At 67.3% G+C, this 12,362-nt stretch carries 7 protein-coding genes and 1 pseudogene; 1 reads left to right on the top strand and 7 read right to left on the bottom strand.

Annotated features, from left to right (window positions below):
* Positions 1–168 precede the first annotated feature (168 nt).
* The 7 genes and pseudogenes from ACTWLI_RS09190 to exaC form a co-directional block, all read right to left on the bottom strand.
* Complete coding sequence (locus ACTWLI_RS09190; RefSeq protein WP_056737724.1) at positions 169–996, bottom strand: ABC transporter ATP-binding protein; 828 nt, start codon at positions 994–996, stop codon at positions 169–171.
* Positions 986–1,759 (bottom strand): ABC transporter permease, encoded by a 774-nt coding sequence (locus ACTWLI_RS09185; RefSeq protein WP_445153608.1) that lies wholly within the window; start codon positions 1,757–1,759, stop codon positions 986–988. Before ACTWLI_RS09185 ends, ACTWLI_RS09190 begins: the two co-directional genes overlap by 11 nt.
* Entirely contained in the window at positions 1,756–2,598 is an 843-nt protein-coding gene (locus ACTWLI_RS09180) for an ABC transporter permease (protein ID WP_445153607.1), read from the bottom strand. The genes ACTWLI_RS09185 and ACTWLI_RS09180 overlap by 4 nt, the downstream gene beginning before the upstream one ends.
* Before the next feature lie 5 nt (positions 2,599–2,603).
* Positions 2,604–3,587 carry an ABC transporter substrate-binding protein gene (locus ACTWLI_RS09175; RefSeq protein WP_445153606.1) on the bottom strand — a complete coding sequence of 328 codons (984 nt, stop codon included), beginning with the start codon at positions 3,585–3,587 and terminating at the stop codon, positions 2,604–2,606.
* Positions 3,588–3,928: 341 nt separating this feature from the next.
* Entirely contained in the window at positions 3,929–5,503 is a 1,575-nt protein-coding gene (locus ACTWLI_RS09170; RefSeq protein WP_445153605.1) for an amino acid permease, read from the bottom strand.
* Positions 5,504–5,747: 244 nt separating this feature from the next.
* Positions 5,748–6,154, bottom strand: a pseudogene (locus tag ACTWLI_RS09165) (DUF779 domain-containing protein).
* A 71-nt stretch (positions 6,155–6,225) separates the two neighbouring features.
* On the bottom strand, positions 6,226–7,749 hold the full coding sequence (gene exaC / locus ACTWLI_RS09160; protein WP_056737719.1) for an acetaldehyde dehydrogenase ExaC: 1,524 nt from the start codon (positions 7,747–7,749) through the stop codon (positions 6,226–6,228).
* A 332-nt stretch (positions 7,750–8,081) separates the two neighbouring features.
* Between exaC and ACTWLI_RS09155 the strand changes: the two genes are divergently transcribed.
* Positions 8,082–12,329 (top strand): PKD domain-containing protein, encoded by a 4,248-nt coding sequence (locus ACTWLI_RS09155; RefSeq protein WP_445153604.1) that lies wholly within the window; start codon positions 8,082–8,084, stop codon positions 12,327–12,329.
* Positions 12,330–12,362 lie beyond the last annotated feature (33 nt).

Here is a 12,362-nt window from a genome sequence, read left to right as displayed (position 1 = left end):
TCTCACGTCTAAGCGGCACCCTGGGATGTTGCGTCGGTTCCGGACCCCCGCGGCGCCCGCCGGGCGCGGCTGCCGGGTTTGCGCGGGGGTTTCGGACGGGCGCGCCGATTACGGACGACGGCGGGTCGGGCCCGGGGTGCGCCCGTCCGGAACCATAGCCCAGACGAATCAGCTGGTTGCCGCGGCGGGCCGGTGTCCCTTCTTGGCCAGCTGGATCTGCTCGTACACGTGGTGGCGTAGCTCGGTGAAGCGGGGTAGCGACCGGGTCTCCAGCTGGTCTCGTTCGTCCGGCAGGTCGATCACGATATCCTCCTGCACCACCGTCGGGGAGCTTGAGAGGATGATGACCCGTTCGCCGAGGTAGACGGACTCGTCGATGTCGTGGGTCACGAACAGCACTGTCACGCCCAGCTTCTTCCAGACCGTCCGGATCAGGTCCTCCAGGTCCGCCCGGGTCTGGGCGTCCACGGCTGCGAACGGTTCATCCATCAGCAGGACCTCGGGCTGGTAGGCGATGGCCCGGGCGATGGCCACACGCTGCTGCATGCCGCCGGAGAGCTGCCAGGGGTACGAGCGCGGAACGTGCGCCAGGCCCACTGCTTCGAGGGCCTCGTCGACCAGCCGGTCGCGTTCGGCCTTGGGCACTCCCTGGTTCTTCAGCGGCAGCTCCACGTTGTCCCGGACCCGCATCCAGGGGAACAGCGAGCGGCCGTACTCCTGGAACACGACGGCCATTTTCTTCGGCGGCCCGGAGACCCGCTTGCCGTCGAGGAGCACCTCCCCCTCGGTGGGCGCCATCAGGCCGGAGATGCACTTGAGCAGGGTGGTCTTGCCGGAGCCGGAGGGGCCGACCAGGCAGGCCAGTTCCCCGGCCCGCAAATCGAAGGTCAGGTTGCGCACGGCCTCGATGTCGCCGCCGTCGGTCTGGTAGACCTTTTTCAGGCCGCGGACGGAGAGCATTGCCTCCGGCGCGGGGCGGGTGGTGTCAGGCTGCATTTTCTACCTCTTTCTGGCCGTGGTACCACCGCAGGATGTTGCGTTCGGCCCACTGGAAGATGAACGACATCGCCACACCCAGCAAGCCGAGCACCACAATGCCGGACCACATCTCCGGGATGGCGAACGAGCGCTGGAACTGGACGATAGTGAAGCCCAGTCCCGAGGACGAGGCAAACATTTCTGAAATGACCATCAGGATCAACCCGAGCGAGAGCGACTGGCGCACGCCGGCGAGGATCTGCGGGCTGGCCGAGGGAAGCACCAGGTACCGCACCCGGGCCCAGCCGTCGATGCCGTATGTGTGGGCCGAGTCGGAGAGGACCCCGTCCACGGCACGCACGCCTTCGATGGTGTTCAGCAGGACCGGCCAGACGCAGCCGGAGATGATGACGGCGATCTTCATGGAGTCGGTGATGCCCATCAGCAGGATCAGCACCGGGACCAGGACTGGCGGCGGGATCGCGCGGAAGAACTCGAGCGTGGGTTCGAGCAGGGCCCGGAGCCAGGCGACCGAGCCGATCAGCACGCCGCCCACGACGCCGATCACGATCGCCGCGACAACGCCGATCAGGAGCCGGGCGATGCTGGGCAGCACGTCCGAGAAGAACCGCGGACCGAACCAGACTTCGCCGAACTTCTCGACCAGGGCGGCCGGGGTGGGGACGAAGAAGTTGACCGCGCCAAGGGTCGACGCCCACCAGGCCAGGACCAGCAAGGCCGGCAGCGCCAGCACATAGCCCAAAGTTTTCAGCGCTTTCATACGACCACCTCGGAGCGGACAGAGGAATGCCAGGACAGGGTCTTCTTTTCAATGAACCGCATCAGGACGTTGATCAGCACACCGATCAGGCCGGTCGCGAGCACCAGGGCGTACATCCCGGAGATCGCGCCGCCGGACTGGGCGAGGGCGATCTCGCGGCCCAGCCCCGGCGAACCGATCACGAGTTCCGCCGTAATGGCCAGGACCAGCGCCACCGTGGCTGCGAGCCGGACGCCGGTCATCAGGTAGGGCAAAGCCGTGGGGAAGACGACGTAGCGGATCCGCGCCATCCACCCCAGGCCGTAGGTCCGCGCGGTGTTGCTGGCGACCATATCGACGTCGGCCACGCCGTAGAGGACCTGGATCAGCACCTGCCAGAAGGCGGCATAGGTGATGAGCATGAGCGAGGACTCGATTTTCACGCCGAACAGCAACACCGCCAGCGGGATCAGGGCCACGGACGGAATCGGGCGCAGAAACTCGACCGTTGAGTTGGTGGCCTTCCGCAGGAAAGTGCTCGAGCCAATGATGAAGCCCAGCAGCACGGCCAGGGACACCGCGATGATCAGGCCCAGGAACCAGGCCTTCATCGTTTCGCCGACCGACACCCAGAACGCGGTCAGACCGAAATCGAGGGCCAGCGCGGTGATGACTTCGCTGGCCGGCGGCAGGAAGCGTTCGTCGATGATGCCCAGTCGGGGAATGAGCTCCCACGTGGCCAGGAACCCCAGAATGCCGGCCACCCCCAGGAGCCGCTGTACCGGAAGGCCGCGGCCGGGCCGGCGGCCCCGCCCCGCAGCGGGGACGGGACCGCCGGACGCACGAGCGTCGGAAGTCACGGAGCTCACGGAAGCAGGTCGCCTGCGTTCGGTGCCTTGCTCAGGGTGCCGTACTTGGCGGCAGCGTCCCCGAGGGTCTTGAACGCATCCTTGTTGAACTCAACCCGGTAGCGCGGCAGCACCATCTTGGCGCGCGTGGCTTCGTCGATCTTCGTGTAGGTCCCGACGATGTCCCGGACTTCCTGCGGGTGGGTCTGGGCGTACTCCAGGGACTTGTTCATGGCACGGGTGAACTTCTGGGTCAGCTCGGCCTTGTTCTTGATGGTGTCCGCCTTGGTGAAGTAGCCGGCGATATCCAGTTCAGGGCTCATGTCGACGAAGTTCGAGGACACAATCTTGCCGCCGTCGGCAACGGCCTTGGAGAGGAAGGGCTCCAGGATCCAGGCCGCGTCCACCTGCTTGTTGGCCAGGGCCGCGGGCGCATCCGGGAAGGCAACTTCCACGAACTTCACGCTGGCCGGGTCGCCGCCGGCCTTTTCGATGACCGACTTCACCGTGGTGTCACCGATGTTGGAGAGGTTGTTCACCGAGACCGTCTTGCCGGCCAGGTCCTTGGCGGAGCTGATGGACGAGCCGGCCGGGACGACGACGCCGCCGATGTCCTTGCCCTTCTCACCCGTGGTAGAGGCGCCGTTGGCGACGAACTTCAGGTCAAGGCCCTTGTCCTTGGCAACCATCACGGAGATCAGGTTCGAAAACGCGAAGTCGAAGCTGCCGCTGACCACGCCCGGAACGATCGCGGCCCCGCCGGTGGCGGTCTGGATGTCGAGCTGGATTCCTTCGTCCTTGAAGAAGCCCTGCTTGCTGCCCAAGTAGATCGGGGCGCAGTCGACGATCGGGATCACGCCGACGCTGACCTTGGTGAGGTCGCCCCCGCCCGCTGCGCCGCCGGAGGCGCTGCCGCCGGTGGAGCTCGGGGATCCGCTGCCACAGGCCGAGAGTGCCAGGACCGAGGCGGCCGCCAGCACGGTGATAATACGACGTTTCATGTTCACTCCTATGTGCGCACTGGCCGCGGGATACTCAAGCCCCCAGCCTTGATGTTCGTATGTTGAACAAACGTTCAAAATATCGACTATCTCCACCATACTGTGATGACGCCCACATAAGGGGCATTGTTACGCATTAGTAATGGCGGGACGGCGGGGACGGCGGCGGCGACGGCGGCAGGCCAGCGTGCGGGGCCGGAAGCACGCGCCAGCGGCGGCAGGGCCCGTACGACGGCGTCCGGCGTCCGCACACGCAAAAGGCCGGCCGCGGCCGGTCCGGCAAATGCCGGTCCGGGCGCGGGCGGCCCTCGTCGATGCTCGCCCCCGAGGGGGCATGGTGGCTACGGCTTGGTCAGCGTCTCCGTGCCGGCGTCCTGCACCGGGGCGGCGGACTGTGCGGTCTCCGCAGCAGCGCCGGGTCCGTTGACAGCGGCCCGGGCCTCGGCGAACTTCTCGTTCAGCCGGGAGTGGCGCTGCCCGTAGGCGAAGTAGATCGCGATGCCGATGACGAGCCAGATGGCGAAGAAGATCCAGGTCTCTACCGCGAGGTTGGTCATCAGATACAGGCAGAGCACGGCGGAGACCACCGGCAGCACCTTGCCGAAGGGCACCCGGAAGGCCGGCTTCAGGTCCGGACGCTTCCGGCGCAGCACGAGGATGCCGAGGCTGACCATCACGAACGCCGACAGGGTCCCGATGTTGATCATTTCCTCGAGCAGGTCCACGTTGGTCAGCCCGGCCACCAGGGCCACGGCCGTGCCGCAGATGATCTGCAGCCGCGCGGGGGTGGCACGGATGGTGCTGGTGCGTGACAGCGAGCGCGGCAGCAGGCCGTCGCGGCTCATGGCCAGGACCACGCGGGAGAGGCCCATCAGGAGCACCATGATGACCGTAGTGAGGCCCACCAGCGAGCCGAAGGCGATGACCTTGGCGGCGTCGGTGTTGCCCACGGCCTCGAAGGCGGTGGTGAGGGTCGGGTTATCCGCCTCGGCCAGCTTGGTGTAGGGGACCATGCCGGTCAGCGCGAGCGAGACCAGGATGTAGAGCACGGTGACGATCGCCAGGCCGCCGAAGATGCCGCGCGGCAGCGTCTTTTGCGGGTTCTTGACCTCCTCGGCGGAGGTGGCGACGACGTCGAACCCGATGAAGGCGAAGAACACCAGCGCGGCGCCGGCGAAGATCCCGAGGGTGCCGTACTGGGCCGGGGCGGCGCCGGTAAGGAAGCCGAAGAAGGACTGCTTGAGCACGTCGGCCGTCCCGGTGCCGCCGGTGGGCTCGGAGGTGGGGACGAACGGGGTGTAGTTTTCGAACTTCACGTAGGTGAAACCGACCACGATCACGAACAGGACGACGGCGATCTTGATCAGGGTGAAGACGTTGCCGACGCGGGCCGACAGCTTGGTGCCGAGGACCAGGAGCACGGTGAAGACGGCCACGATCAGGAAGGCGCCCCAGTAGAGGTCAACGCCGCCGACGTTGACGGCCGGCGGAACGTCCAGGCCCATCAGTGCGAAAACCTTGCTGAGGTAGATGCCCCAGTATTTGGCGATGACGGCCCCCGCGGTGAACAGTTCCAGGATCAGGTTCCAGCCGATGATCCAGGCCAGCACCTCCCCCATGGTGGCGTAGGTGAACACGTAGGCGGAGCCGGCCACGGGGATGGCGGTGGCGAACTCGGCGTAGCACATGATCGCCAGGGCGCAGGTGACGGCGGCGATGGCGAAGGAAACGGTGACGGCGGGGCCGGCGAAGTTGGCGGCTGCCTTGGCGCCGACCGAGAAGATCCCGGCGCCGACTGCGACGGCGACGCCCATGATCATCAGGTCCCAGGTGCTGAGCGAGCGCTTCAGCTTGCGTCCGGGCTCATCGGCGTCGGCGATCGACTGCTCAATGGTCTTGGTCCGGAAAAGGTTCATAGGAAGATCCAAAATCTCGGTAACAGGGTTGAAACGGACCTATCCATAGTAGTGTCCATCCACTGGACGGCCGCTTTTATCCCACATTGTGAGACTGTACCCGCCCGGGTTCCGAGCGAACGGACACTTCGCGCCCTTCCGGCAGGGCCTGAAGTGTCCGCTCGCGCCTCCGGCGGGGCGCGAAGTGTCCGCTCGCGCCTCCGGCAGGGCCTCAAGCGTCCGTTCGAGCTTCCACACCGGAGGGTCAGACGGGCCAGTCCATCAGGGTGGACCGGATCAGGAAGCGCTTGCCCTCCGGCGCCTCGACGGAAAAGCCGCTGCCGCGGCCGGCAACGAGGTCGACGGTCAGGTGCTGTGGCTCCAGTAGCTGAACTGCTCCCGGGACATCCAGAACTCGAGCGGCTGGGATTCGGGGCCGTCCGCGATGTCGAACCGGCCCAGCAGGACATCCGAGTCGCCGGTCAGGAACTCCCCCGCCGGGTAGCACATCGGCGCGGAACCGTCGCAGCAGCCGCCGGACTGGTGGAACATCAGCGGTCCGTGCTGCACCCAGAGCTTGCGCAGCAGCTGGACGGCCTCCGCGGTGAGCGCCACCCGGGAGAAGTCCTCGCCGGGAAGCGTCACGGCGGCATCGAGTGGGACCTGGGTCATCGGGCTCCTCGGGAATAGTGGGGAAACGGCAAGGCGGGGCGGACCACACCGGCCCGCCCCGCCGCGTCGGCCTAGAAGAAGCCGAGCTTGTTCTCGTTGTAGCTGACCAGCAGGTTCTTGGTCTGCTGGTAGTGGTCCAGCATCATGGCGTGGTTCTCGCGGCCGATGCCGGAGGACTTGTAACCACCGAACGCGGCACCGGCCGGGTAGGCGTGGTAGTTGTTGACCCACACCCGGCCCGCCTGGATCTCGCGGCCGGCGCGGTAGGCGACGTTGCCGTTGCGGGACCAGACGCCGGCGCCGAGGCCGTACAAGGTGTCGTTGGCGATGCCCATGGCGTCGCTGTAGTCGCTGAACCGGGTCACCGAGACCACCGGGCCGAAGATCTCTTCCTGGAAGATCCGCATCTTGTTGTGGCCCTCGAAGATGGTCGGCTGGACGTAGTAGCCGCCGGCGAGGTCGCCGGAGAGCTCGGCGCGGGCGCCGCCGGTCAGCGCCTTGGCACCCTCCTGCTTGCCGATGTCGATGTAGGAGAGGATCTTCTCCAGCTGGTCGTTGGAGGCCTGGGCGCCGAGCTGGGTGTCGGTATCCAGCGGGTTGCCCTGGATGATCTTCTGGGTGCGGGCCAGCGCGTCCGCCATGAAGGAGTCATAGATGCCTTCCTGGACCAGGGCGCGGGAGGGGCAGGTGCAGACCTCGCCCTGGTTGAACGCGAAGAGCGTGAATCCCTCGAGGGCCTTGTCGTAGAACGCATCGTTGCTGTCCGCGACGTCGTTGAAGAAGATGTTCGGGCTCTTGCCGCCCAGTTCCAGCGTGACCGGGATCAGGTTCTGGGACGCGTACTGGCTGATCAGGCGGCCCGTGGTGGTTTCGCCGGTGAAGGCGATCTTGCGGATCCGGGGGCTGGAGGCGAGCGGCTTGCCGGCCTCGACGCCGAAGCCGTTGACGACGTTGACGACGCCGGCCGGCAGCAGGTCGCTGATCAGTTCCATCAGCACCAGGATCGAGGACGGGGTCTGCTCGGCCGGCTTGAGGACGACGGCGTTGCCCGCGGCGAGCGCGGGGGCGAGCTTCCAGACGGCCATCAGGATCGGGAAGTTCCACGGGATGATCTGGCCGACGACGCCGAGCGGCTCGTGGTAGTGGTAGGCGGTGGTGTCGTCGTCGAGCTGCGAGAGCCGGCCCTCCTGGGCGCGGACGGCGGAGGCAAAGTAGCGGAAGTGGTCCGCCGCGAGCGGGATGTCGGCGTTCAGCGTCTCCCGGATCGGCTTGCCGTTGTCCCAGGTTTCGGCGACGGCCAGCAGTTCGGTGTTCTCATCGATCCGGTCCGCGATCTTGTTCAGGATGGCGGCGCGTTCGGCCACCGACGTCTTGCCCCACGAGGGCGCTGCCTTGTGCGCGGCATCCAGTGCCAGTTCGATGTCTTCGGCCGTACCGCGGGCGACCTCGCAGAACGCCTTGCCGGTGACCGGGGTGATGTTTTCGAAGTACTGGCCCTTCACCGGGGCGACCCACTCGCCGCCGATCCAGTTCTCGTACCGGTCCTTGAAGGTGACCTTCGAGCCCTCGGTACCGGGCTGTGCGTAGACAGTCATTGCTAGCTCCTTTGCTGTGCAACAGTGGCGGGAGCGGCCGGTGTGCTGCGGCCGCTGCTGACGCCAGCCTAGGGGCGTGGAGGTTGCAGGCAGGTTGCAACGGTGTGACCCGGCTCACGGAGCTGTGCCGGGCGGCCCGCCCCCTGGTACTCAGCCCCGCGGCGCAATACCTATGGACACCGCCGGGGCCCGCTTCGATACTCAGCGGACGCCGCATGCTGTTGCGGCGTGGGCGTCCGACAGCTCGCCACGACGCTCACACCTTCTCCGAGGGGGCTCCTGGCATGGTGGTACAAAGGGCAACACAAGCGATAGGAAAATGCGTCCGCACAGTGTCAGCCATTGCGCTGGCGTCGGCGATGGCCAGCACCTTCGTCGTCTCGCAGGCCGTCCCGGCGGCTGCGGCGACGACGGGCGGGATGGTGATCTCCGAGCTGAACTATCATTCCGGGTCGGACCTCGACACCGACGACTTCCTGGAACTGGCCAACACCTCCGGCGCTCCGCTGGACATCTCGGGGTGGTCCTTCACCGCCGGTGTCACCGGGGTCTTCGCGGCGGGCACCGTGGTGCCCGCCAACGGCTACTTCGTGGTGGCGAAGGACGCCGCGCAGTTCCAGGCGACGTACGGGTTCGCCCCGAACGCCGTCTACGGCGGCAACCTCAGCAACGGCGGCGAAGCGGTCACGCTGGTCGACGGGGCGCTGAACGTCGTGGACACGGTCACCTACGCGGACACCGCACCCTGGCCGTCCACGCCGGACGGGACCGGACCCACCCTCGAACTGCGTGACCTGGCCCTCGACAACTCCCTGCCCGACAGCTGGGGCGCAAGCCTCGCTGCGAAGGGGACTCCGGGGGCCAGGAACTCGATCGACGGGACCGGGCCGGCGCCCGTGGTCACTGAACTCAAGGCGGACCCGGCGCGCCCGGCCGCCGGCCAGCCGGTGGCCGTCTCGGCCCGGCTGCGGACCGGTTCCACGGCCCAGCTCACCTACAAGGTGATGTTCGGGGCGGACGTTGTCGTGCCATTCCTCGACGACGCGGCCAGCCCCGGCGGGGCCGGGGACGGCGTGTACTCCGGGACCATCCCCGGACAGGGCGCAGGCAGCCTGATCCGCTACCGGATCGATGCCTCCGCCGGCGGCACCGGCTACTCGGAACCGGCAGCCGGTGACTCGGTGCGCTACCGCGGCGTGGTGGTCCTGAACTCCGCAGTCAGCAGCTCGCTGCCGGTGATCGAGTGGTTCATGGAGGACGCCGTGTACAACGACATCCTGGCCAACCACCGGTACGACAAATTCCAGGGGGCAGCCGTCTGGTCCTACAACGGCCAGGTCGTCGACGGGGCCCTCATGAGCGTGCGCGGCAACACCTCCCGCAGCAATGCCAAGGTGAGCTGGAAGGTCGAACTGCCCAAGGGGTATGTCTTCGACCTTGGCGGCAAGCTGCCTTATCCGCTCGATGAGTTTGCGCTCCAGAACTACTCGGACAACTTCGCCGACGTCGGGTGGGCGACCGTGAAGGCGGCCGGCAACCGGTCCCTGAACATCCTCCCCGTGCGCACGCAGCGCAACGGAACCTTCTGGAGCCTGGGCCGGATCATGGAGACCGAGGACGGCCGCTGGCGGGACGACCAGGGGGTGTCCAACTGGTCGATCTACAAGGGCGACGGCGGCAGCGTGAGCGCAACGTCATCCCCGGCCGCGCTCGAGGCTTCGGGCTGGCTGGACAAGAAAACCCGCAAGGATGAGGACTTCTCGGACGCATGGGCCCTGTCCAACGCGGTAGACGCCTCGCCCTCCGCGGCGCAGCAGGCGTGGATTTACCAGAACGTAAACGTCCCGGAGCTGGTCAACTATATGGCGATCAACTCGATCATCCGGCACCAGGACAGCGGCTGGTACAACTGGTGGCTGGCGCGCGACACCGACGGAACCGGCCGCTGGGAGATGTGGCAGTGGGATCTGAACTGGATCTTCACCACGCCCGCCTCGGACGGCAAGGGCCTCTTCCTGACACCGGACACCTCCAACAACTTCACGCAGGCCATGCTGGCCTACCCGGAGATCAGGGAGATGTTCTTCCGGCGGCTGCGCACCCTGGCCGATCAGTTCCTTCCGGCCGGGCAGTATGAGGCCCAGTGGGATGCGATCTCGGCGCAGACCACACCGGATTGGAACCTGGACCGGGCCAAGTGGGGCGGGTACACGCCGGCCTCGGCGCGGAGCGCTTTCCTGACGGGCCTGGCCGACCGCCGCAACACGATCAACGGCAACACAGGTCCCGGCCTGCCGGTGCCCACCACCCAGGCGGCCGACGCAACCGTGGTGGTCAACGAGATCCAGTACCACCCGGCGGGAAGCGGCGGAGAATTTATCGAGCTGGCGAACCCCGGCACCACGGCCGTGGACATTTCGGGCTGGACGATCGACGCTGTCGGTCTGAAGATCCAGCCCGGCACGGTGGTCCCTGCCGGCGGGCGCGTGGTGTTCGTCGCCAATGACAAGGCGTTCCGTGCGGCCTACACCGGGGCTAACCGCTTCGTAGGCGGCACCTTTGCGGGCACCCTCGACGACGGCGGGGAGGCCGTCGTGCTGCGCGCCGGCAGCCGGGTGGTCGATTCGGTGACGTATTCGAACCAGGCGCCCTGGCCGACGGCCGCGGACGGCACAGGCCCCTCCCTGGAGCTGACCTCGCCGACGGCGGACAACTCGGTCGCCTCGAACTGGACGGCGGTGTCCACCACGGGCGGCACGCCGGGCCTGGTCAACACGAAGGGGACGCCGCCGGCGAATGTGGCGCCGGTTGCGGCGTTCACGAGCGGGGTGAGCGGGCTGACGGCCACCGTGAACGGGGCCGGATCGACGGACTCGGACGGAACGATCTCCTCGTACGCCTGGGACTTCGGCGACGGCAGTACCGGGACCGGGGTGAACGCAAACCACACCTACGCTGCCGCCGGAACCTACACGGTCACCCTGACCGTGACAGATAACGGCGGGGCGAAGGACACGGTCAGCCATCCGGTGACGGTCGCCGCGCCGCCGGCGGGCGAGGTCCTGGCCCGGGACACCTTCACCCGCACGATCAACGGCGGCCTGGGCACAGCGGAAACCGGAGGCCCCTGGACCCTGTCCGGGACGGCATCGAACTTCGCCGTCAACGGCAGCGCCGCCACAATATCCAGCCCCGCTGCGTCCAACCGCTACGCCTACCTTGACGGTGTTTCCTCCACCGACACCGAAGTGCGGGCAACGATCGGCTTCAACCGGCCGACCGCCAGCAGCATCTACACCGGCCTGCTCGGCCGCCGGGTCGGCGCGGAGACCTACGGCGCACGGGTGGTGGTGAATTCCGCCGGGGCCGTAAGCCTGCACCTGACCCGCAGCACGAACACCAACATGAAGGCCGCGACAATCCCCGGGCTGACCTTCAACACCGGAGACCGGCTGCAGTTCCGGCTGCAGGTCACCGGAACCTCACCCACCACCATCCAGGCCAAGGTCTGGAAGACCGGCACCACCGAACCGGCCAACTGGCAGCTGAGCACAACCGACAGCACCGCCGCGCTGCAGACCGCCGGAGGAATCGGCATCTACAGCTACCTCAGCACCACCGGAACACCCACCCCCCTGACCGTCAGCTTCGACGACCTCTGGGCCGGGCGCACCGCGTCCACGCCGCCGCCGGCGAATGTGGCGCCGGTTGCGGCGTTCACGAGCGGGGTGAGCGGGCTGACGGCCACCGTGAACGGGGCCGGATCGACGGACTCGGACGGAACGATCTCCTCGTACGCCTGGGACTTCGGCGACGGCAGTACCGGGACCGGGGTGAACGCAAACCACACCTACGCTGCCGCCGGAACCTACACGGTCACCCTGACCGTGACAGATAACGGCGGAGCGAAGGACACGGTCAGCCATCCGGTGACGGTCGCCGCGCCGCCGGCGGGCGAGGTCCTGGCCCGGGACACCTTCACCCGCACGATCAACGGCGGCCTGGGCACAGCGGAAACCGGCGGCCCCTGGACCCTGTCCGGGACGGCATCGAACTTCGCCGTCAACGGCAGCGCCGCCACAATATCCAGCCCCGCTGCGTCCAACCGCTACGCCTACCTTGACGGTGTTTCCTCCACCGACACCGAAGTGCGGGCAACGATCGGCTTCAACCGGCCGACCGCCAGCAGCATCTACACCGGCCTGCTCGGGCGCCGGGTGGGCGCGGAGACCTACGGCGCACGGGTGGTGGTGAATTCCGCCGGCGCCGTAAGCCTGCACCTGACCCGCAGCACGAACACCAACATGAAGGCCGCGACAATCCCCGGACTCACGTTCAACACCGGAGACCGGCTGCAGTTCCGGCTGCAGGTCACCGGAACCTCACCCACCACCATCCAGGCCAAGGTCTGGAAGACCGGCACCACCGAACCGGCCAACTGGCAGCTGAGCACAACCGACAGCACCGCCGCGCTGCAGACCGCCGGAGGAATCGGCATCTACAGCTACCTCAGCACCACCGGCAAACCCAACCCCCTGACCGTCAGCTTCGACGACCTCTGGGCCGGGCGCATCAACTAGCACTCATCGGCAACAGAAGTCCCCGCCGGCGCG

It is taken from the genome of Arthrobacter sp. Hor0625 (genome assembly GCF_052567525.1).
The sequence above is the reverse complement of the archived record's forward strand: the minus strand, read 5'-3'. Positions and strand labels throughout refer to the sequence as shown.

Excerpts from the sequence above, each read along its gene's own strand:
- ACTWLI_RS09190 (WP_056737724.1), bottom strand. The coding sequence starts at position 996 with ATGCAGCCTGACACCACCCGCCCCGCGCCGGAGGCAATGCTCTCCGTC.
- ACTWLI_RS09185 (WP_445153608.1), bottom strand. The coding sequence starts at position 1,759 with ATGAAAGCGCTGAAAACTTTGGGCTATGTGCTGGCGCTGCCGGCCTTG.
- ACTWLI_RS09175 (WP_445153606.1), bottom strand. The coding sequence starts at position 3,587 with ATGAAACGTCGTATTATCACCGTGCTGGCGGCCGCCTCGGTCCTGGCA.
- ACTWLI_RS09170 (WP_445153605.1), bottom strand. The coding sequence starts at position 5,503 with ATGAACCTTTTCCGGACCAAGACCATTGAGCAGTCGATCGCCGACGCC.
- exaC (WP_056737719.1), bottom strand. The coding sequence starts at position 7,749 with ATGACTGTCTACGCACAGCCCGGTACCGAGGGCTCGAAGGTCACCTTC.